This window comes from Micromonospora sp. WMMD956 (assembly GCF_029626125.1).
In the GTDB taxonomy this organism is placed as follows: Bacteria; Actinomycetota; Actinomycetes; order Mycobacteriales; family Micromonosporaceae; genus Micromonospora; species Micromonospora carbonacea.
Map to the genome: position 1 here is coordinate 3,651,855 of NZ_JARUBI010000005.1, position 18,668 is coordinate 3,670,522.

General features: G+C 74.6%; 21 protein-coding genes and 1 pseudogene. 9 read left to right on the forward strand and 13 right to left on the reverse strand.

The annotated features are described in order from the left end of the window. The first annotated feature begins 45 nt into the window (after window positions 1-45). Window positions 46-1,395 carry a trypsin-like peptidase domain-containing protein gene (locus O7628_RS16820; RefSeq protein WP_176734993.1) on the forward strand — a complete coding sequence of 450 codons (1,350 nt, stop codon included), beginning with the start codon at window positions 46-48 and terminating at the stop codon, window positions 1,393-1,395. An 80-nt stretch (window positions 1,396-1,475) separates the two neighbouring features. After that, window positions 1,476-1,910 (forward strand): preprotein translocase subunit TatB, encoded by a 435-nt coding sequence (locus tag O7628_RS16825; protein WP_074477048.1) that lies wholly within the window; start codon window positions 1,476-1,478, stop codon window positions 1,908-1,910. 173 nt (window positions 1,911-2,083) lie between these two features. Here the strand turns inward: O7628_RS16825 and O7628_RS16830 are convergent, their stop codons facing one another. The 3 genes from O7628_RS16830 to O7628_RS16840 all read right to left on the reverse strand — a co-directional run bounded on the left by O7628_RS16830 (window position 2,084) and on the right by O7628_RS16840 (window position 5,272). Then, window positions 2,084-3,232 (reverse strand): Mrp/NBP35 family ATP-binding protein, encoded by a 1,149-nt coding sequence (locus tag O7628_RS16830; protein ID WP_278131787.1) that lies wholly within the window; start codon window positions 3,230-3,232, stop codon window positions 2,084-2,086. 125 nt (window positions 3,233-3,357) lie between these two features. Next, on the reverse strand, window positions 3,358-3,993 hold the full coding sequence (locus O7628_RS16835; protein ID WP_278131789.1) for a DUF1003 domain-containing protein: 636 nt from the start codon (window positions 3,991-3,993) through the stop codon (window positions 3,358-3,360). Then, window positions 3,986-5,272 (reverse strand): CBS domain-containing protein, encoded by a 1,287-nt coding sequence (locus O7628_RS16840; protein ID WP_178063267.1) that lies wholly within the window; start codon window positions 5,270-5,272, stop codon window positions 3,986-3,988. The genes O7628_RS16835 and O7628_RS16840 overlap by 8 nt, the downstream gene beginning before the upstream one ends. A 33-nt stretch (window positions 5,273-5,305) precedes the next feature. On the opposite strand from O7628_RS16840, the gene O7628_RS16845 reads away from it, so the two are divergent. After that, a complete protein-coding gene (locus O7628_RS16845; protein ID WP_074477051.1) occupies window positions 5,306-6,175 on the forward strand; it encodes a PhzF family phenazine biosynthesis protein in 870 nt (289 codons plus the stop codon). 139 nt (window positions 6,176-6,314) lie between these two features. Further along, the gene (locus tag O7628_RS16850; protein ID WP_278131792.1) at window positions 6,315-6,848 is read left to right on the forward strand and encodes a hypothetical protein; all 534 of its coding nucleotides are present in this window, start codon (window positions 6,315-6,317) and stop codon (window positions 6,846-6,848) included. A gap of 34 nt (window positions 6,849-6,882) precedes the next feature. On the opposite strand, the gene O7628_RS16855 is transcribed toward O7628_RS16850, so the two are convergent. Continuing rightward, window positions 6,883-7,581: an HAD-IA family hydrolase gene (locus O7628_RS16855; RefSeq protein ID WP_278131793.1), complete on the reverse strand. Its 699-nt coding sequence runs from the start codon at window positions 7,579-7,581 to the stop codon at window positions 6,883-6,885. 120 nt (window positions 7,582-7,701) lie between these two features. Here O7628_RS16855 and O7628_RS16860 point away from each other — a divergent pair, with 120 nt between their 5' ends. Then, window positions 7,702-8,760, forward strand: coding sequence for a DMT family transporter (locus tag O7628_RS16860; protein ID WP_278131795.1), 1,059 nt, complete (start codon window positions 7,702-7,704; stop codon window positions 8,758-8,760). 141 nt (window positions 8,761-8,901) lie between these two features. Here O7628_RS16860 and O7628_RS16865 read toward each other — a convergent pair whose 3' ends face one another. Then, a complete protein-coding gene (locus tag O7628_RS16865) occupies window positions 8,902-9,126 on the reverse strand; it encodes a hypothetical protein (protein ID WP_278131797.1) in 225 nt (74 codons plus the stop codon). 53 nt (window positions 9,127-9,179) lie between these two features. Beyond that, a complete protein-coding gene (locus O7628_RS16870) occupies window positions 9,180-10,004 on the reverse strand; it encodes an SDR family NAD(P)-dependent oxidoreductase (RefSeq protein ID WP_278136325.1) in 825 nt (274 codons plus the stop codon). Between the two features lie 124 nt (window positions 10,005-10,128). Between O7628_RS16870 and O7628_RS16875 the strand changes: the two genes are divergently transcribed. Then, window positions 10,129-11,085 (forward strand): CoA ester lyase, encoded by a 957-nt coding sequence (locus O7628_RS16875; RefSeq protein ID WP_278131799.1) that lies wholly within the window; start codon window positions 10,129-10,131, stop codon window positions 11,083-11,085. Window positions 11,086-11,167: 82 nt separating this feature from the next. On the opposite strand, the gene O7628_RS16880 is transcribed toward O7628_RS16875, so the two are convergent. Next, entirely contained in the window at window positions 11,168-11,695 is a 528-nt protein-coding gene (locus O7628_RS16880; RefSeq protein WP_278131800.1) for a DUF4190 domain-containing protein, read from the reverse strand. A gap of 117 nt (window positions 11,696-11,812) precedes the next feature. On the opposite strand from O7628_RS16880, the gene O7628_RS16885 reads away from it, so the two are divergent. Further along, window positions 11,813-12,718, forward strand: coding sequence for an SDR family NAD(P)-dependent oxidoreductase (locus O7628_RS16885; protein WP_278131801.1), 906 nt, complete (start codon window positions 11,813-11,815; stop codon window positions 12,716-12,718). Between the two features lie 21 nt (window positions 12,719-12,739). Here O7628_RS16885 and O7628_RS16890 read toward each other — a convergent pair whose 3' ends face one another. After that, on the reverse strand, window positions 12,740-13,171 hold the full coding sequence (locus O7628_RS16890) for a DUF4190 domain-containing protein (protein WP_278131803.1): 432 nt from the start codon (window positions 13,169-13,171) through the stop codon (window positions 12,740-12,742). A gap of 206 nt (window positions 13,172-13,377) precedes the next feature. Between O7628_RS16890 and O7628_RS16895 the strand changes: the two genes are divergently transcribed. After that, complete coding sequence (locus O7628_RS16895) at window positions 13,378-14,574, forward strand: acyl-CoA dehydrogenase family protein (RefSeq protein ID WP_278131805.1); 1,197 nt, start codon at window positions 13,378-13,380, stop codon at window positions 14,572-14,574. A 134-nt stretch (window positions 14,575-14,708) separates the two neighbouring features. On the opposite strand, the gene O7628_RS16900 is transcribed toward O7628_RS16895, so the two are convergent. Further along, window positions 14,709-15,116 carry a CoA-binding protein gene (locus O7628_RS16900; RefSeq protein WP_278131806.1) on the reverse strand — a complete coding sequence of 136 codons (408 nt, stop codon included), beginning with the start codon at window positions 15,114-15,116 and terminating at the stop codon, window positions 14,709-14,711. A gap of 26 nt (window positions 15,117-15,142) precedes the next feature. Then, window positions 15,143-15,713, reverse strand: a pseudogene (locus O7628_RS32690) (hypothetical protein). Between the two features lie 92 nt (window positions 15,714-15,805). On the opposite strand from O7628_RS32690, the gene O7628_RS16910 reads away from it, so the two are divergent. Next, window positions 15,806-16,186, forward strand: coding sequence for a DUF393 domain-containing protein (locus O7628_RS16910; RefSeq protein ID WP_074477063.1), 381 nt, complete (start codon window positions 15,806-15,808; stop codon window positions 16,184-16,186). A 149-nt stretch (window positions 16,187-16,335) separates the two neighbouring features. Here the strand turns inward: O7628_RS16910 and O7628_RS16915 are convergent, their stop codons facing one another. The 3 genes from O7628_RS16915 to trxA form a co-directional block, all read right to left on the reverse strand. Then, window positions 16,336-17,274 carry an MFS transporter permease gene (locus tag O7628_RS16915; RefSeq protein ID WP_278131812.1) on the reverse strand — a complete coding sequence of 313 codons (939 nt, stop codon included), beginning with the start codon at window positions 17,272-17,274 and terminating at the stop codon, window positions 16,336-16,338. After that, complete coding sequence (locus tag O7628_RS16920) at window positions 17,271-17,711, reverse strand: hypothetical protein (RefSeq protein WP_278131814.1); 441 nt, start codon at window positions 17,709-17,711, stop codon at window positions 17,271-17,273. Before O7628_RS16920 ends, O7628_RS16915 begins: the two co-directional genes overlap by 4 nt. A gap of 184 nt (window positions 17,712-17,895) precedes the next feature. Next, window positions 17,896-18,258: a thioredoxin gene (gene trxA / locus O7628_RS16925; RefSeq protein ID WP_074477065.1), complete on the reverse strand. Its 363-nt coding sequence runs from the start codon at window positions 18,256-18,258 to the stop codon at window positions 17,896-17,898. Window positions 18,259-18,668 lie beyond the last annotated feature (410 nt).

The window sequence follows — 18,668 nt, forward strand, 5'->3', positions numbered from 1 at the left end:
CGGACCGGTCAGCCCTGCCGGTCCGGAGCGAGGGGCCGGGGACGACTGGGAGGCACCGACGTGACCGACGGCTGGGACTGGCGCCAGCCTGGGGGAGCTCCGACCCCGGCGGCGCCGCCGGGGGCCGGTGCGCCGCCGGCCGGACCGCCGACGACGCCCGACGGCGTCCACCGGGGCGCCCCGGCCTCGCCCTGGTGGTCCGACGCGCTCGCCGACCCGTGGCGCGACCCGTACGCCCCGGCGGCCGTGGTGGTGCCCGGCCCCGTCGACGGCGCCGCGGAGCCGGAGCCGGTCGTCGACCCGGACGCGCCGCGCCGGCCGACGCTGCGCCAGCTGCTGCTCATCCCGCTGGTCACCGCGCTGCTCGCCGGGACCCTCGGCGGTGCCCTGGGGTACGCCTTCGCGGTGCGTGGCGGCGCGGCCGGCGGCCCGGTGCTCGGCGCAGGTTCCGCCGAGGCCCCGGCGCTGGCCCAGCGCAAGCCGGAGTCGCTGGCCGGGGTCGCCGAGCGGGTCCTGCCCAGCGTGGTCACCGTCCGGGTGGCCGGCATGGGCGGGACGAGCGAGGGTTCCGGCTTCATCGTCAGCGCCGACGGCTACGTGATCACCAACGACCACGTCGTCGCCGGGGGCACCGGCAAGGCGTCGGTGGTGTTCAACGACGGCAGCACCGCCGCCGCCAGCGTCGTCGGGCAGGACCCGGAGTCCGACATCGCGGTGATCAAGGTGTCCTCCGTCACGGGCCTGCGGCCGGTGGAGTTCGGCGACTCCGACGCCCTCGCGGTCGGCGACCCGGTGCTGGCCATCGGCTCGCCGCTGTCCCTGGCCAACACGGTGACCGCCGGCATCGTGAGCGCCCTGGACCGGACGATGCAGGCGGGCGACCCGGGCGGGCCGACCCGCTACTACGCGGCCATCCAGACCGACGCCGCGGTCAACCACGGCAACTCCGGCGGCCCGCTGGTGGACTCGGCCGGCCGGGTGATCGGGGTGAACTCGACCATCAAGTCGCTCGTCGCCGACGGGCAGGAGGCCGGCAACATCGGGCTCGCCTTCGCCATTCCGATCAACCAGGCGAAGCGGGTCACCCAGGACATCATCGGCACCGGCAAGGCCCGCCGTACGGTGATCGGCGCCCAGGTCGGCGGCAGCGGCGCGGCCAGCGGCGGCACCGGCGGCGTACGCCTGGCGTCGGTGGAGCCGGCGGGCCCGGCGGCCGCGGCGGGGCTGCGGGCGGGGGACGTGATCCTGCGGCTCGCCGGCCGCCCCATGACGGACCCGACCGACCTGATCGCCCTGGTGCGCAAGTTCGCCCCGGGGTCCGTGGTGACGGTGGAGTACCGGCGCGGGTCGAGCCGGCAGAACGCCTCGGTGACGCTCGCCGCGGACGCCAAGTGAGAGTCGACAGCCGACCGGCCCCTCCCCGAGGGGCCGTCACCTGCGTACGCTTGGCCTGATGCCGACGAGGAGGCCCAGCAGTGTTCGAGAACCTCAACTGGTGGGAGATCGCCGCGCTGCTGCTCCTGGCGCTGCTGATCTTCGGTGACCGGCTGCCCAACGTGATCAGCGACGGGCTGCGCATGGTCCGCAACCTGCGTGCCATGGCCCGCAACGCGACCGGCGACCTGAGCCGCGAGCTGGGCACCGACATCCAGCTGGAGGACCTGCACCCGAAGGCGTTCATCCGCAAGCACCTGCTCAGCGAGGAGGACGAGCAGGCGATCCGGAAGCCGCTGCAGGGCGTCTACGACAGCCTCCGCGCGGACGTCACCGGCGTGCACGAGGACCTGAAGGACGTGGCCAAGGCGGTCGACCTGCGGTCGAACAGCACCAGCGGCGCGGTCACGGCCACCTCCGGCGGCGCGGCGACGGCACCGGCCCCCCGCACGGCCAGCTACGACGACGCCACCTGAGCCACGCCCTCGTCGCCGCCGGCGCCGGCCGCCCGGCCCGGCCGCCGGCCCGGGGCGCGTCCGCCGGCCCGGGGCGACCGATGCGCGCCTCGGCCCCTAGGGAGCTGAGTCGAATACGACATCGCCTCCAGCCGCACCAGCCCGGGTCGGCGCCAGCGGTCAGCCGGCAGCGGTCAGCGGGCGGCGGGCTTGAGGCCGAGGGGCTTGCCGAGCAGCGACTCCCGCCGCACCGCGAGCCGGTCGGCGACCTGGCCGAGGGCCTTCGCGGCCGGCGACTCCGGCTCGGCGAGCACGATCGGGTTGCCGGCGTCGCCGGCCTCCCGGACCCGGGTGTCCAGCGGGATCTGCCCGAGCAGCGGCACCTGCGCCCCGATCGTCCGGGTCAGCGACTCGGCGACGGTCGCGCCGCCGCCGGCGCCGAAGACCTCCATCCGGGAGCCGTCGGGCAGCTCCAGCCACGACATGTTCTCGATCACGCCGACCACCCGCTGATGGGTCTGGAGCGCGATCGCGCCGGCCCGCTCGGCCACCTCGGCGGCGGCGGCCTGCGGCGTGGTGACCACCAGGATCTCGGCGTTCGGCAGCAGTTGGGCCAGCGAGATGGCCACGTCGCCGGTGCCCGGGGGCAGGTCGAGCAGGAGCACGTCCAGGTCGCCCCAGTAGACGTCGGCGAGGAACTGCTGCAACGCCCGGTGCAGCATCGGGCCGCGCCACACCACGGCCGCGTTGCCCGAGGTGAACATGCCGATCGAGATCACCTTCACGCCGTGCGCCTGCGGCGGCATGATCAGATCCTCCACCCGGGTCGGGCGGCCGTCCGCGCCGAGCATCCGGGGCACCGAGTGGCCGTAGATGTCCGCGTCGACGACGCCGACGCTCAGACCCCGGGCGGCCAGCGCGGCGGCCAGGTTCACCGTGACGCTGGACTTGCCGACGCCGCCCTTGCCGCTGGCGACCGCGTAGACGCGGGTGCGGGAGCCGGGCTGGGCGAACGGGATCACCGGCTCCTCGGTGGCGGAGCCGCCGCGCAGCTTCGCCTGGAGGCCCTGGCGCTGCTCGGGGGTCATCACCCCGAACTCGATCTCCACGCCGGTCACCCCGGGCACCGCGCCGACGGCGGCGGTGATGTCGGCGCGCAGCTTGTCCTTGAGCGGGCAGCCGGCCACGGTGAGCAGCAGCTCGACCCGGACCACACCGTCGTCGCCGACCCGGGCGGAGCGGACCATGCCGAGATCGGTGATCGGCCGGCGGATCTCCGGGTCGTCGACGGTGGCCAGGGCGGCCTGGACGGCGTCCTCGACGGTGCTGACGGGTGCTGACATGCCCGCAATGCTACGTCGGGGGCGATAGGTGCCGGCCGTCGGCGGGCCCCGGTGTGAGCGAATCGATGGCCCGCCCGGCCTGGTCAACGCGCCCACCCGCCCCGGCCGCCCCGCCCGGCCGGCGGTCAGCGGGCGTCGGTCGACCCCTCCGGGCGGGCGCCCCGGGCGAAGTCGCCGTCCAGCTCGTCGAGGGGCTCGTCGAGCTGCGCCGTGCCCCCGCGCGGCGGCGGGCGCTCGTGCGGCGGGCGTTCCTGCTGCCGACGCTCCAGCCGCTGCCGGCGCTGGGCGGCCTCGTCCAGCTCCTCGGCCAGCCGGGCCAGCTCCGACCGGAGGAAGTCCCGGGTCGCCACCTCGCCGAGCGCGATCCGCAGCGCCGCGACCTCCCGGGCAAGGTACTCGGTGTCCGCCTTCTGCATCGTCGCGCGCCGCCGGTCCTCCTCCAGCGCCACCCGGTCCCGGTCCGTCTGCCGGTTCTGCGCGAGCAGGATCAGCGGGGCCGCGTAGGACGCCTGGAGGGAGAGCACCAGGGTCAGGAACGTGAAGGTGTACGGGTCGAAGCGCAGGTCCGCCGGGGCGAGGGTGTTCCAGCCGAACCAGGCGGCGATCACCACCGTCATGTAGACGATGAAGTTCGCCGTGCCCATGCCCCGGGCGATCCCCTCGGACCACCGGCCGAACGCCTCCGGGTCGAACCGGGGCAGCTTCACGCCCCGGGGCTCGCGCGGCTGGTCGAGCCGCTCGGCCCGGCGCTGCTCACTCATCGACGCCGTCCAGGCCCTCGTGCACCGGGGCGGGTGCGGTGGGGGCGTCCCGGTCCCGCCAGTCGCGCGGCAGCGAGTGGTCCAGCACGTCGTCGACGGTCACCGCGCCGACGAGCCGGTTGTTGCGGTCCACCACCGGCATGGCGACCAGGTCGTACGTGGCCATCCGGCGGGTGATCTCGGGCAGCGGGGTGGCCGGGCGCAGCGGGTCGATGTCGTTGACCACCACCCCGCCGAGCAGGTCGGCCGGTGGCTCCCGCAGCAGCCGCTGGAAGTGGACCATGCCCAGGTAGCGGCCGGTCGGGGTGGTCAGCGGCGCGCGGGTCACGAAGACCTGCGCGGCCACCGCGGGGGAGAGCTGCTCCTCCCGGATCCGGGCCAGCGCCTCGGCGACCGTGGCGTCCGGGGGGAGGATCACCGGCTCCGAGGTCATCACGCTGCCCGCCGTGCCCGACGAGTATTTCAGCAGCTGGCGGACCGGGTCGGCCTCGCCCGGCTCCATCAGGTCCAGCAGCACGTCCTGCTCGGTCGGGGGCAGCTCGTTGAGCAGGTCGGCGGCGTCGTCCGGGTCCATCTCCTCCAGCACGTCCGCGGCGCGTTCCCGGTCCAGCGCGGCGAGGATCTCCACCTGGTCGTGCTCGGGCAGCTCGCTGAGCACGTCGGCCAGCCGCTCGTCGTCCAGCGCCGCCGCCACCTCGTTGCGCCGGGTGTCCGGCAGGTCCTGGAGGGCGTTGGCCAGGTCGGCGGGGCGCATGTCCTCCAGGACGGCGAGCAGGTTCGCCGTGCCCCTGTTCTCGCCGATGCCGCTGAGGCCGCGCACCCGGTCCCACTCGACCTGGTGCAGGTGGCCGCGGCGGGTGAGCCGACCGGTGTGCTCGCGGACGGCGACGCGGGTCAGCGACCACTCGCCGCCCCGGCTGCGCTCCATCGCCACGTCGACCACCGAGCCGGGCTGGCCGCCCGGGTCGAGCTGCACGCGCCGGTCCAGCAGCTCCTGGAGCACCAGCAGCTCGTTGGGGCGCTTCTCGAACCGGCGCAGGTTGAGCGTCCCGCTGCCGAGCACCACCGCGTCGGCGTCGATGGTGGTGATCCGGTTGATGGACAGGAAGATCCGCCGGCGCATCGGCATCTCGGCGACCAGACCCACCACCTCCGGCGGGCGCTGGGTGGGCCGGAGCCGGGCCACCGCGTCGCGCACCCGGCCCACCTGGTCGCCGTTGGGGTCGAAGACGGCGACTCCGGCGAGTCGGGCGATGTAGACCCGGTTCGGCGTGCTCACGGGCACCAGCCTAAGCGCCTACTGTTTATCAACATGTCGACCTTGGCCTACGAGATCGTGGACGTCTTCACCGACCGCCCGTTCGCCGGCAACCCGCTCGCCGTGGTGTTCGGCGCCGAGGGGCTGGCCACCGAACAGATGCAGGCGCTCGCGTTGGAGTTCAACCTGTCCGAGACGGTGTTCGTGCTGCCGCCCACCCAGGTCGGGACCACCTACCGGGCACGGATCTTCACGCCCACCGACGAGCTGCCGTTCGCCGGCCACCCCAGCGTCGGCGCGGCGGTCACCGCGAGCCGCCGGGGCCTGTTCGGCGTGGGGCAGATCACCCAGGAGTGCGGGGCCGGGGTGCTGCCGATCGAGGTGACCGCGTACGGCGCGACGCTGACCGGTGGCGTGCCGACGCTCGGCCCCGAGCTGGACCTGGAGCCACTGCTGGAGATGGTCGGCCTCACCGCCGCCGACCACGCCGGGCCGCCACCCCGGGTCGCCGGGTGCGGGCTGGAGTTCCCGTACCTGCCGGTGTGGCCGGACGCGGTGGCCCGCGCCCGGGTCGACCCGGTGGCGGCGGAGCGGTACGGCCTCGAACACGTCAGCGTCTTCTCCTGGGACGCCGACGCGCAAACCGCGCACGCCCGGGTCTTCGTCCCGGGACGCGGCGTGCCGGAGGATCCGGCGACGGGCTCGGCCGCCCTCGGGCTCGGCGTGTGGCTGGTCGCCAGCGGGCTGCTCCCCGGGGAGGGGCGCTCCGCCTACACCGTCCGGCAGGGCGCCGAGCTGCGCCGGCCGTCCGTGCTGGCCTGCACGGTCACCGCGGCCGGCGGTGCGGCGGTCGGCGCGACGGTGCGCGGCGACGTGATGCCGGTGGCGCGTGGCGAGATCGCCGTCCCGCCCTTCGTCGGCTGAGGTGCAAGGAAGGGCCCCCTGTTAACGCCTGCGGTAGAGAAGGGAACCCCTCTCACCGGCCACGGGCGGCGGCGAGCGGCAGGGGAGCGGACGGCGCCGTGATCGCGGTGGCGCCGTACGCTCGCGCGGGCCGGCGGGCATGCGGGAGGATGCCGGGGTGACTGACGAGGTGGACGGGCGGTTCGGCACGCCCCTGGTCGACGAGGCGGTGAAGAAGGCCGCCGTCGCCTGGGTGGGCGTCGCGGGCGGGCCGGCGCGGGCCCTGTGGTGCGTACCGTCGCCAGGGTCGCTCCTGGTCGTGAGCGGCCCCGGCGAGCAGGCCGCGCCCGGGCTCGCGGAGGCGGCCGAGGCGCAGGTGACGCTGCGCGGCGACCACGGCGGCCGGATCGTCACCTGGCCGGCCCGGGTGACCCGGCTGGCCCCGGGCACCGAGGAGTGGGCGACCGTCGCCCCGACGGTCGCCGCCAAGCGGCTCAACGCCCCCGGGGCCGCGGCCGACCTGGCGCAGCGGTGGGCCACCGACGGCTGCGCCCTGGTCCGGCTCACCCCGGCCGGCGAACCGGCCGCCGGCGACCGGCTGCCGGACGCCTCGCTGGCCGAGCCGCCCCGGGCGGCCCCGGTGGTCCGGGCCACCCGCCGACCGTTCCGGCTGCACCGCGTCCGTCGTCGCTGACCCGACCCGCGCCGCGCGCGGGCCGGGCGTGGGGTCAGGCCGGTAGGGCGACCGGGCCCACCAGGTCGAGGACGTCGCTCAACGAGCCCAGCTCCGGCCCGTCCCAGGCCGGCTCGGCGTTGAACACCATGTGCCCGGCGAGGTCCGGGGCGGCCAGCCGCACCGCCGTCATGCCCGCCCGCCGCGCGCCGGTGAGCTCCTGGCTGCCGCCGTCGCCGACGTACAGGCAGTCGCGCGGGGCGAGCCCGAGCGGGCCGCACGCCGACAGGTAGAGCGCCGGGTCGGGCTTGCAGCGCCCGAGCTGCACCGAGAAGACCCGCACGTCGAGCAGCGGGGCCACGGCCAGCTGCGGCAGGAACTCCGGCAGCTCGTGGGTGCAGTCGCTGACCAGGCCGGTGCGTACGCCCGCCGCGCGCAGCGCCGTCAGCACGGGCACCGCGTCGTCGCGCAGCCGGGTGTCGGCGTGGACCGCCCGCCGCCGGGCGGCGACGGCCGCGCGCAGCGCGCTCTCCGGCGGGTGTACGCCCGCCTGCGCGCACACCCAGCGCAGGGTCGCCACGGCGTCGCCGAACCGCCCGCTGGCCCGCTGGTAGTAGCTGCGGTCGAGCACGTCGACGAGTGCGTCGACCGGGCAGCCGAGCAGCTCGGCGGTGGACCGGTGGGCCGTGCCGCGTTGCACGGAGCAGGTGAGCGTGCCGAAGAAGTCGAACAGCACCGCGCGAAAGATGGGCATGGGGAGGTGCCTCCGGACGTCGAGGGGGAGGGTCGCCGGCAGGATGCGACGATCGTAGTCGAACGATGACGTTCTGTGGTGACGGATGGTCGACGGAGGCTCGTGTGAGGATTGCTTCCCGTGCCCGTCCCTCACCATCACCGCCCGGTGGGCCCGCTGACCGGCGGGGTCCTCGCCCTGGCCGTCCTCGCGGTCTCGTCGTCCGCGCCGCTGGTCGCCTTCGCCGCCGCGCCCGCCCTGGCGATCGCCTTCTGGCGCAACCTGCTCGCGGTCGGCGTGCTGGGCCCGTTCGCGCTGGCCCGGCGGCGGGCGGAGTTCCGGGCGCTGGCACGGTCGGGCACGGGGAGCGACGGGACGGCGGGCACGGGCCGCGACGGTCCGGCGCGCACCGGCCGCGACGGGCGCGCACCGGCGGTTGCCGGCCGGCGCGAGGGCTGGTGGTGCGTGCTGTCGGGGGTGGCGCTGGCCGCCCACTTCGCCACCTGGATGCCGAGCGTCCAGCTCACCTCGGTCGCCGCCGCCGTCGCCCTGGTCGCCACCCAGCCGGTCTGGCAGGGACTGATCGCCCGGGGCCAGGGCCGCCGGCTGCCGCCGGTCGTCTGGGTCGGCATCGCGGTGGCGGTCGGCGGCGCGGTGCTCGCCTCCGGGGCCGACTTCGCCGTCTCCGGCCGGGCCTTCGCCGGTGACCTGCTCGCGGTGGCCGGCGGCCTGTTCGCGGCGATCTACACCGCCCTCGGGGAACGGGCCCGGGCCACCGTCACCACCACCACCTACACCACCATCTGCTACGGGGTGTGCGCGCTGATCCTGCTGGTCGTCTGCCTGGTCGGCGGCGTGCCGCTGGGCGGCTACGACACCGGCACCTGGCTGGCGATCCTCGGCCTGGTGGCCGGGGCCCAACTGCTCGGCCACTCGATGTTCAACTACGCGCTCCGGCGGGTCTCCGCGACCACGGTCAGCCTGCTGATCCTGCTGGAGGCGCCCGGGGCGGCCCTGCTCGCCTGGGCCTGGCTCGGCCAGCTGCCCCGGGTCGGCGCGCTGCCGGGGCTCGCGCTGATCCTGGCCGGCGTCACGGTGGTGGTGCTCGGCGGGGCCCGCGCCGGCCGCCGCGCCGCCCTCACCCCGCTCCCGGCCGACGCGGCCCCGCTGCCCGGCTCCCCACCCGACCAGCCGGCATGACGCTTCCCTCCCGGTCGCGGAGGGACAAGATCGCGCTCGATCAGGGAAAGAGTGGTGTCACTCGCAGCCGGAGGCCACGCTTTCCGGGACCGAGCACGATCTTCGGCCTACATCCCAGGTCTTCGACGTAGGCCCCAGGCCCTAGGCCTGCTCGTCCTCGTCTGCCGGTGGGCGGGGTTGGCGGTAGGTCTTGATGTACGCCTCGACGTCTGACCGCAGCCAGACCGAGCCGGCCTGCAAGGTCTGGAACGGGCGCGGGAACTTCGGGTGCATGACGATCTGGCGCAGCCGGGAACGGCCCACGCCGAGCATGTTCATGATCTCGGCCGGACCGACGACCGGTCCCGGGACCTCCGGTTCACCCATGCGCATGACGGTAGGCACGGCCTCGCCTACGGGGTGTTGGGCGACCGTGGCGGTCACGGCTCGACGCCGACCGCCTTCGCGCTGGCCACCCAGAGCCGGGCGGCGAGCTGCGGGTCGGTGGCCTTGCGCAGCGGTCGGCGGGGCCGGCGGTCGGCGTAGTAGCCGCCGTCGACCAGCCGGGCCGGATCCTGGTTGGCCAGCCAGACCAGGGTCTCCGCGCCCTTCTCCGGGCTGCGGAACGGCATGATCCGCATGCCGAGGGCGACCAGCCGGCTGTCCGCGCCGAACCGGGTCCGCACCACGCCCGGGTGGAAGCAGTACGCCGGGATGTCCGGCCAGCGCCGGGCCGCCTCGCCGGTGAACAGGATGTTCGCCTGCTTGCTGGTGCCGTACGCGCGCATCGACCGGTAGCCGCGCAGGCTGCCGTTGAGGTCGTCGGGGTCGAGGACGCCGCTGCGGTGCGCGCCGGAGGCGGTCACCACCAGCCGGCCGACCCGGTCCCGCAGCAGGGTGCTGAGCAGGAACGGCGCGAGGTGGTTGGCCTGCATGGACAGCTCGAAACCGTCGACGGTGGTCACCGGGCGCAGCACGATCGCGCCGGCGTTGTTGGCCAGCACGTCGATCCGGTCGTACGCGGCGCGCAGCCGCTCGGCGAGCCCCCGCACGTCGTCGAGGACCGCGTAGTCGGCCCGGAACAGCTCGGGCCGCTCGCCGCTGGCCTCCCGCACCCGCTCGCCCGCGGCCTGGAGCCGGGCCGGGTCCCGCCCGACCAGCGCCACCCGGTCGCCCCGGCGGGCCAGCTCCACCGCGGCGGCCAGGCCGATGCCGGAGCTGGCGCCCGTCACCACCACGGTCCGTCGCCCCGTGAGATCCTCCACAGGCCCGTTCACCCCAGTCACGGCACGAGGCTACCGTGGCGTCACAAGCACCTTTGCGATCGTTCAGTCATCCGGTCGCCGAACAGGTGGCGTCGGCCCGCCCGCCGCGCCGTAAGGAGGCCCCATGACCGTCGCCGGTCGTCCCCGCCGGTCCTGCCTCGCCGTGCCGGGCTCCAGCGTCAAGATGCTCGGCAAGGCCCAGGGCCTCCCCGCCGACCAGGTCTTCCTCGACCTGGAGGATGCCGTCGCCCCGCTCGCCAAGCCGGACGCGCGCAAGAACGTCGTGGCGGCCCTCAACGAGGGCGACTGGGCCGGCAAGACCCGGGTGGTCCGGGTCAACGACCTCACGACCCCGTGGACGTACCGGGACGTGATCGACGTCGTGGAGGGGGCCGGCGCGCACCTCGACTGCGTCATGCTGCCCAAGGTGCAGGACGCCGCCCAGGTGCAGTGGCTGGACCTGACGCTCACCCAGTTGGAGAAGACCCTCGGCCTGCCGGTCGGCCGGATCGGCATCGAGGCGCAGATCGAGAATGCGGCCGGGCTGGTCAACGTCGACGCCATCGCCGCGGCCTCGCCCCGCGTCGAGACGATCATCTTCGGCCCGGCCGACTTCATGGCCTCGATCAACATGAGGTCGCTGGTGGTCGGCGGGCTTCTGCCGGACTACCCGGGCGACCCCTACCACTACATCCTGATGCGCATCCTGATGGCCGCCCGGATGCACGACCTCCAGGCCATCGACGGCCCGTTCCTCCAGATCCGGGACACGGACGCGTTCCGCGAGGTGGCGAAGCGCTCGGCCGCGCTGGGCTTCGACGGCAAGTGGGTGCTGCACCCCGGCCAGATCGACGCCGCCAACGAGGTCTACTCGCCGGCCCAGGTCGACTACGACCACGCCGAGTTGATCCTCGACGCCTACGAGCACTACACCTCGGAGGCCGGCGGCCGGCTCGGCGCGGTGATGCTCGGCGACGAGATGATCGACGAGGCGTCCCGCAAGATGGCCCTGGTGGTCGCCGCCAAGGGCCGGGCGGCCGGCCTGGCCCGCACGTCGCGCTTCACGCCGCCCACCGGGTGAGCCGACGCCCCGTGAGCCGACGCCCCGTGAGCTGCGAGCCGGCGGGCGGCGGTGCCGCCCCGGGTGGGGCGGCACCGGGCCGTCAGTAGCCGTAGCCGGTTCCGCGGTCGCTGCTGGAGCTGCCCGTGCTGATGGCGATGATGATCAGCGCCACGTAGCCGAGGATCGCCAGCACCATCAGGCCGGTGAGGATCCAGCCGACGATGATGGCCGCCTTCGCCATCCCCTCGCCGCCCTCGCCCGTCTCGCGGATCTGCTTGCGGGCCACGTGCCCGAGGATCGCGCCGATCGGCGCGGTGATGCAGGAGCCGATGCCGACGAGGGAGAGCACCAGCGCCGCGATCGCCATCCCGTTGGTCCTCGGCGGCGGCGCGTACCCGTATCCCGGGTAGCCCGGGGCCGGGTGACCGGCCGGGGCGTAGCCGGGCACGGCGTAGGGGTCGGCGACCGGCGCGGCCTGCTCCATCTTCATCCCCGCGTACGGGTCGACCGGCGCGTACGGGTCGCCGCCGGCCGGCGGCCCGCTCGCCGGCAGCGTCGGGTCGACCGGTGGCGTGGCCGGCTGGGACCAGGGGTCGCTCGGGCTGTCGGCCGGTGGGGGGTATGTCATGGGCTCTCTCCGCGTCTCGTCGAGGGTGCGCGGTCAGGGTAGCCAGGGCGACCCAAAACGCGGCACGTCACCGGGTGCCGCGTTGCCCGGAGCAGGGCGAACAGGCAGGATCGCGGCATGGCAATCGACGCGCGCGGCGCGGACCGCTCCGGCAGCCGATCACGACGGGACGTGAGCCGCCCGGGGATGCCCCGGCGCAGCCGCCCCACCGCCGGGGCCGGCCCGGCCGACGAGGACGCCCCGGTGGCGCTGCCGGAGCCGGTCACCATGCGGCTCGACGGCCGGGTCGCCCTGGTCACGGGCGCGGGCAGCGCCGACGGCATCGGGTACGCCACCGCCCGCCGGCTGGCGGACCTGGGGGCCCGGGTGGCCATCGTCTCCACCACCCGGCGCATCCACGAGCGGGCCGGCGAGCTGGGGGTGACGGGTTTCGTCGCGGATCTCACCGACGAGTCGGAGGTCGGCGCGCTCGCCGACGCGGTGGCCGAGCAGCTCGGCGACGTCGAGGTGCTGGTGAACAACGCCGGCCTGGCGAGCCGGGCCAGCCCGGAGGTGCTGCGCCCGGTGGCCCAGCTCAGCTACGACGAGTGGCGCGGCGAGATCGACCGGAACCTGACCACGGCGTTCCTGTGCAGCCGGGCGTTCATCGGTGGGATGGCCGAGCGCGGCTGGGGCCGGATCGTCAACCTCGCGGCCACGGCCGGTCCGGTGAACGCCCTGCCCACCGAGGCGGCGTACGCGGCGGCGAAGGCGGGCGTGGTGGGGCTGACCCGGGCGCTGGCGATGGAGATGATCGCCGACGGGGTGACGGTGAACTCGGTGGCCCCCGGCACCATCCACACCGCCGCCTCCACGGTGGCGGAGATCCGGCAGGGCCTCGGCACGCCGGTGGGTCGCCCCGGCACCCCGGACGAGGTGGCCGCCGCGATCGCCTTCCTCTGCTCGCCGGCCGCGTCGTACATCACGGGGCAGATGCTGGTGGTCGACGGCGGCAACAGCGTCCGGGAGGCGCAGTTCCGCTGACCGCCCCGGGGCCCGGCCGGATCAGTTGTAGGAGCCGCCGTCCGTGGAGCCGCCCCAGAAGACCAGCCCGAGCCAGCCGCAGCAGGCGATCAGGCCGATCACGGCGAAGACGTAGCTGAGGATCAGGCCCCAGGTGGCGAGCTGGTCGCCGTCCTCGCCGGTGCGCCGGATCTGCCGCTTGGCCAGGTGGCCGAGCACGATGCCGGCGGGGGCGAAGACGAACGCGAAGACCAGCGACAGCACGGCGAGGACGTTGGTGCCCCGCCCCTGGCCGGCAGGCGGCGGATACTGGCCCTGCCCCGGCGGCGGGCCGTACTGCCCGTAGCCCAGGGGCGGGGCCCCGTACTGGCCGGGCGGCGGCGGCTCGTACGGCGACGGCGGTTCGTGTTGGCCGGGCGGCGGGGGCTCGTACGGGGATGGCGGTTCGTCCGGCTCGCGCGGTGGATAACTCATCCGGCACCTCCCGCTACCCGTCGTGACCTGGCCCATTGCGGACGCTACCCGCAGCGGTGAACCTTTTCACAGCGGTTGGGCGGACCGGCCGCCTTGGCCCCGCCGGCCCGGCGGGCCGATACTTACCGAACGTTCAGTTACCCACGAGTAGCGCACCCGTGGGTGACGTGTCGACGAGCGACGTGCCGATTCCCCCGGAGGCTGAGATGGCCAGACTCGCCCAGACGCCCGGCCTGACCGACGTGCAGCGGTCGATCCTGGAGACCGTCCGGGAGTTCGTCGACAAGGAGATCGTCCCGCACGCCCAGCGGCTGGAGCGCGCCGACGAGTACCCCACGGACATCCTCGACGGGATGCGCGAGCTGGGGCTGTTCGGCCTCACCATCGCGGAGGAACACGGCGGGCTCGGCGAGTCCCTGCTGACGTACGCCCTGGTGGTCGAGGAGCTGTCCCGGGGCTGGATGTCGATCTCCGGCATCGTCAACACCCACTTCATCGTGGCGTACCTGATCTCGCAGCACGGCTCCGCCGAGCAGCGGGCCCGGCTGCTGCCGAGGATGGCCACCGGGGAGGTGCGGGGGGCGTTCTCGATGTCGGAGCCCGAGTGCGGCTCGGACGTCTCGGCGATCAGGTCGAAGGCGGTCCGCGACGGCGACACCTACGTCCTCGACGGCCAGAAGATGTGGCTGACCAACGGGGCGTACTCCTCGGTGGTGGCCACCCTGGTCAGGACCGATGCCGGGGCCGACTCGGTCTACGGCAACATGAGCACCTTCCTGCTGGAGAAGGAGCCCGGCTTCGGCGAGACCGCGCCCGGCCTCACCATCCCCGGCAAGATCGACAAGATGGGCTACAAGGGCGTCGAGACCACCGAGATGATCCTCGACGGCGTCACCGTCCCCGCCTCCGCCGTGCTCGGCGGCCAGGAGCGGGTCGGCCGGGGCTTCTACCAGATGATGGACGGCATCGAGGTCGGCCGGGTCAACGTGGCCGCCCGCGCCTGCGGCATCTCCATCCGCGCCTTCGAGCTGGCGGTCGCGTACGCCCAGCAGCGCCGGACGTTCGGCCAGCCGCTCGCGCAGCACCAGGCGATCGCGTTCAAGCTCGCCGAGATGGGCACGAAGATCGAGGCCGCGCACGCCCTCATGGTCAACGCCGCCCGGCTCAAGGACGCCGGCCAGCGCAACGACGTCGAGGCCGGCATGGCCAAGCTGCTGGCCTCCGAATACTGCGCCGAGGTCGTCCAGGAGGCGTTCCGCATCCACGGCGGCTACGGCTACTCGAAGGAGTACGAGATCGAGCGGCTGATGCGGGAGGCCCCGTTCCTGCTCATCGGCGAGGGCACCTCGGAGATCCAGAAGACCATCATCTCCCGCGGCCTCCTGCGCGACTACCGCCTCTGACGGTGCAAGGAAGGGCCCCCTGTTAACGCATTCTGCATAGGAAGGGCCCCCTGCAAACCCGCCGGCAGGCGGCGCGCCGGCGGGCGGCAGGCGGCGCGCCGGCGGGCGGCAGGCGGCGCGCCGGCGGGCGGCCGTCAGCCGAGGCGGGTCAGGCCGCCGGCGGCCCGCTCGATGATCAGGCAGCGGTCCTCGACGTAGTCGACGCCGGCCTCCTCGGCGATCCGCCGTGCCTCGGGCGAGACGATCCCGAGCTGCAACCACACCGCGGGCGCGCCGATCGCCACCGCCTCGCGCACCACCCCGACGGCGTCCCGCGCCGGCCGGAACACGTCCACCAGGTCCACCGGGTGCGGGATGTCAGCCAGCGACGCGTAGGCGCGCTCGCCGAACAGCTCGTCGACCGTCGGGTTGACCGGGATGATCCGCCAGCCGTAGCGCTGCATCTGCGCCGGCACCCGGTGCGCGGCCTTGCCGGGGTCGCGGGACGCGCCCACGACGGCGATCACGGCGGAGTCGGCGAGGATCTGCTGGGCGCTGCGCATCCCGCGACTCTAGCCCGCCGCGCGGGTCAGAGCAGGGTGAGCTGGTCGGCCGGCGGCGGGCCCGGCTCGGCTGCCGGCCGCCGAGCCTCGCCCACCCCGGCGGGGGCCAGGCCGTGCCGCCGGGCGGCGATGCGCACCCGGGCGGCCACCTCCCGCTGGTACGCCTGCGGCGCGTACGCGCCCGCCCGGTAGAGCTCGCGGTAGCGGGGGACGAGGTGCGGGTGCTCCCGGCCGAGCCAGCGCGCGTACCACTCGCGGGCGCCGGGGCGCAGGTGCAGGACCAGCCGCGTCACGCTGGCCGCCCCGGCGGCGGCGACGGCCGACACGGTGGCGTCGATCGACGCGTCGTCGTCGCAGAGGCCGGGCAGGACGGGGGCCATCAGCACGCCGACGGAGAAGCCGGCGTCGGTCAGCGCCCGGACGGGGGTTGATGATCGGCTTCGCCCGCACCTCGTGGAAGGTCATCCCAGCGAAGCCGGGCGTGTCGAAGGTGCGGATGGCCGCGCCGGGCAGCGCCAGCGGCAGGGGTGGAGCCGCCGGCGCTGCCCGCTCGGGACCGGCCTCGTCCGGGGGAGCGGAGAGGCTGTCCCAGCGCATGCACCACATTCGAACACGCGTACGAACGAAGTGCAAGTGACGTGCCGGACACCGGCGTACGGCCGGCGGTGCGTCGGGGGGAGGATGAGGGCATGGAGAGGTCGACCTTCGTCTTCGACGGCGACTGCGCGTTCTGCACGAAGTGCGCGGAGTTCATCGAGCGCCGCATCCCGACCCGCGCGCGGGTGCTGCCCTGGCAGTTCGCCGACCTCGACGCGCTGGGTCTGACGGCGGCCGAGTGCGCCGACGCGGTGCAGTGGGTCGGCGCGGACGGCTCAAGGGCCGCCGGGCCGGACGCGATCGCGCGGCTGCTCGGCGACAGCGGTCCCCTGTGGCGGGTCGCCGGGGCCGGGCTGCGGTTCCCGCCCGTCCGCCTGGCCGCCTGGCCGGTGTACCGCTGGGTGGCCCGCAACCGGCACCGGCTGCCGGGCGGCACGGCCGCCTGCGCCGTGCCCTCGGCCCCGCGGGACTGACCCGCGCCACGCCGCACCGAGCCCGCACCACGCACACGCCAAGCCCTCGCCACGCCTGCACCCACCCGCGCCACGCGCGCGACGTGCCCCGCACCACGCCCGCTGCGCGGCGCGGCGAGTGGCCGTTCCCTACGGAGCGCCCGGCGGGCCTACGGCTGGTGCAGCGGCGCGGGGCGGCGGCCGTCGCCCGTGACCGCCCGGGGCTGGTCGTCGAGCTGGCCGGGCCGCCCCGCCGGCCCGCCCCGGCGCGGCCGTCCCCGGGGTCCGCCCCGGCCGAGCCGGCGCAGCCAGACGACCGGGCGCACCCGTTCCAGCGGCAGGAAGCTGGCCATGGCCACCAGGTGCGGGGCGAACGAGATGGTGATGGTGGCCATGGTGACCAGGTGGAACGAATAGAAGAAGCCGACCGTGGCCAGCCGCCAGCGGGGCGGCAGCACGAAGACCACCGGGCTGAGCAGCTCGAAGGCGAGGATGCCGAACTGCGCCACGAGCAGCAGGTGGGGCACGCCGGCGATCAGGTCGGCCAGGTCGGTGCCGCGCCGGATGATCGCCTTGGCGAGCACGGAGCCGGTGGCCCAGTCGAGGCCCCCGAACCGGAACTTCGCGAAGGCGGCCAGGAAGTAGGTGCAGATCACCGCTATCTGGGTGACCCGCAGCGCCCAGCCGCCGGCCTCGGTGCGGGTCGGGTCGCCGTGCCGGGCCCGGCCGGCGGTGGGCAGCGCGGCGAGCGCGACGAGCAGGCCGAACCGGTCGTGGTCGACCTTGCCGTAGCTCATCGCGATGATCATCCACTCCAGGTAGAGCGCGAAGACCGACCAGCCGAGCAGGCGGTGTGCCCGCCCGGTCGCGGCGAGCAGGGCGAGCGCCAGCAGCGCCCAGAAGATCGCGCCGACCAGCGCCGGGGTGGGGGTCGGCAGCGGGAGCACCCGCCCGACGAGCAGTGGCTGGTAGAGGTCGCCGGGCACGCTCGCGCGGGCGCGCACCCAGGGGGTGAAGAAGACCAGGTCGGCGGCGACGAAGAGGTAGACCAGGGTGCGGAAGGCGGCCACCCGGCCGCGGGGGACCGCCTCGGTGAGCCAGCCGATCACCCGTCCGCCCGCCAGCTCACCACGGTCTCGTCGGTCCAGCGCCCGGTCGGCCGGGCGTCCGCGATGCCGTACCAGCGGATCACGATGCGCACCTCGACCAGCGCGGCGGCGTCGGGGTGCCGTTCGGCGTACGCGTCGGCGACCCGGCGCAGCCGGGCCGGGTCCTCGACGTACCGGCTCTGCTGGCCCTCGATCTCGGCCCGGCGGATGCCGGTGGCCTCCTGGCCCAGGTCGACCAGGGCACCGGTGCGGTCGACGCCCTCGACGCGGGTGTCGGGGGCGGCGGCGTCCGGCGGGTCGGACGTGGAGTACATCCGGAACGGCCCGAACGGGAAGTCGTCGTCGGTGCCCCAGGCGGTGCCGGCGAGCAGCACGACGAGGCCGAGCGCGGTGGCGGCCAGTCGGGCCCCCCGGCCACGGCGGGTCAGCGTTTCCATCGGTTTCCGACGCTACGGGATGAAGGGCGCCCTTCGGGTCCCTCCGTCGGGTGGCCCGCCCCAACCGTACCGGTGACGCGGGCCGGTGACGCCCCGCCGGACGGCGGCCCTGCCGACGCGGCGGCGGCCGGGCCCCCTTGGGGCCCGGCCGCCGGTCGGCGCGGGCTCGGTGAGCGCCCGGCGCTCAGTGCTTGTGCTCGGCCAGCTTCTTGCGGACGTCGTCCATGTCGAGGGCCTGGACCTGCTCGATGAGGTTCTCCAAGGCCGACTCGGGCAGCGCCCCCGGCTGGGCGAAGACGATCACGCCGTCCCGGATCGCCATGATCGTCGGGATCGACCGGATGTCGAACTTCGCGCCGAGCTCCTGTTGGGCCTCGGTGTCGACCTTGCCGAAGACGATGTCGGGGTGCTTGTCGGAGGAGCGCTCGTAGACCGGGGCGAACCGCTTGCACGGGCCGCACCACTCCGCCCAGAAGTCGACGAGGACGATGCCGTCGCCGCCCGCCACCTCGTCGAAGTTCGTCGTGGTCAGCTCAACGGTTGCCATGTGGACTCTCCGATCACCGCGGAATCACGTACGCCTGCTGGAACCAGGACGGGACCCGGCGCATTCCCGGGCGCCCGCCCCCGAAACCCGGCGGGGCCGGGAACGGGGTGCCAGCGTATCGATTCTCATCTGTTGCCGGCCTCCTTGCTGCATGCACATGCATGACGCATTTGCGTGACGGGACGTGATGGGAGCGTTTCCACAGGTGGAGGGCCTGATTGCTGATCAACTTCGATGATCTGATGCCTGACTAGCGACGATTCGACCTGCGGTGATCGCTCCCACACTTCATGATCGTTACTCTTCGTATTGTTACGAAACGATAAATGTGACCCCGGTCTCTGTTGACCGGGGCGCGCGGTGGGGCAGAATCTTCCCCATCAGAGCGTGGGCGGCGGGTGCCGGGGAGG

Coding starts and splice junctions, on each gene's coding strand:
- O7628_RS16830 (WP_278131787.1), bottom strand. CDS start 3,232: ATGTCAGCACCCGTCAGCACCGTCGAGGACGCCGTCCAGGCCGCCCTG.
- O7628_RS16835 (WP_278131789.1), bottom strand. CDS start 3,993: ATGAGTGAGCAGCGCCGGGCCGAGCGGCTCGACCAGCCGCGCGAGCCC.
- O7628_RS16845 (WP_074477051.1), top strand. CDS start 5,306: ATGTCGACCTTGGCCTACGAGATCGTGGACGTCTTCACCGACCGCCCG.
- O7628_RS16850 (WP_278131792.1), top strand. CDS start 6,315: ATGCGGGAGGATGCCGGGGTGACTGACGAGGTGGACGGGCGGTTCGGC.
- O7628_RS16855 (WP_278131793.1), bottom strand. CDS start 7,581: ATGCCCATCTTTCGCGCGGTGCTGTTCGACTTCTTCGGCACGCTCACC.
- O7628_RS16865 (WP_278131797.1), bottom strand. CDS start 9,126: ATGGGTGAACCGGAGGTCCCGGGACCGGTCGTCGGTCCGGCCGAGATC.
- O7628_RS16875 (WP_278131799.1), top strand. CDS start 10,129: ATGACCGTCGCCGGTCGTCCCCGCCGGTCCTGCCTCGCCGTGCCGGGC.
- O7628_RS16880 (WP_278131800.1), bottom strand. CDS start 11,695: ATGACATACCCCCCACCGGCCGACAGCCCGAGCGACCCCTGGTCCCAG.
- O7628_RS16885 (WP_278131801.1), top strand. CDS start 11,813: ATGGCAATCGACGCGCGCGGCGCGGACCGCTCCGGCAGCCGATCACGA.
- O7628_RS16890 (WP_278131803.1), bottom strand. CDS start 13,171: ATGAGTTATCCACCGCGCGAGCCGGACGAACCGCCATCCCCGTACGAG.
- O7628_RS16895 (WP_278131805.1), top strand. CDS start 13,378: ATGGCCAGACTCGCCCAGACGCCCGGCCTGACCGACGTGCAGCGGTCG.
- O7628_RS16900 (WP_278131806.1), bottom strand. CDS start 15,116: ATGCGCAGCGCCCAGCAGATCCTCGCCGACTCCGCCGTGATCGCCGTC.
- O7628_RS16910 (WP_074477063.1), top strand. CDS start 15,806: ATGGAGAGGTCGACCTTCGTCTTCGACGGCGACTGCGCGTTCTGCACG.
- O7628_RS16920 (WP_278131814.1), bottom strand. CDS start 17,711: ATGGAAACGCTGACCCGCCGTGGCCGGGGGGCCCGACTGGCCGCCACC.
- trxA (WP_074477065.1), bottom strand. CDS start 18,258: ATGGCAACCGTTGAGCTGACCACGACGAACTTCGACGAGGTGGCGGGC.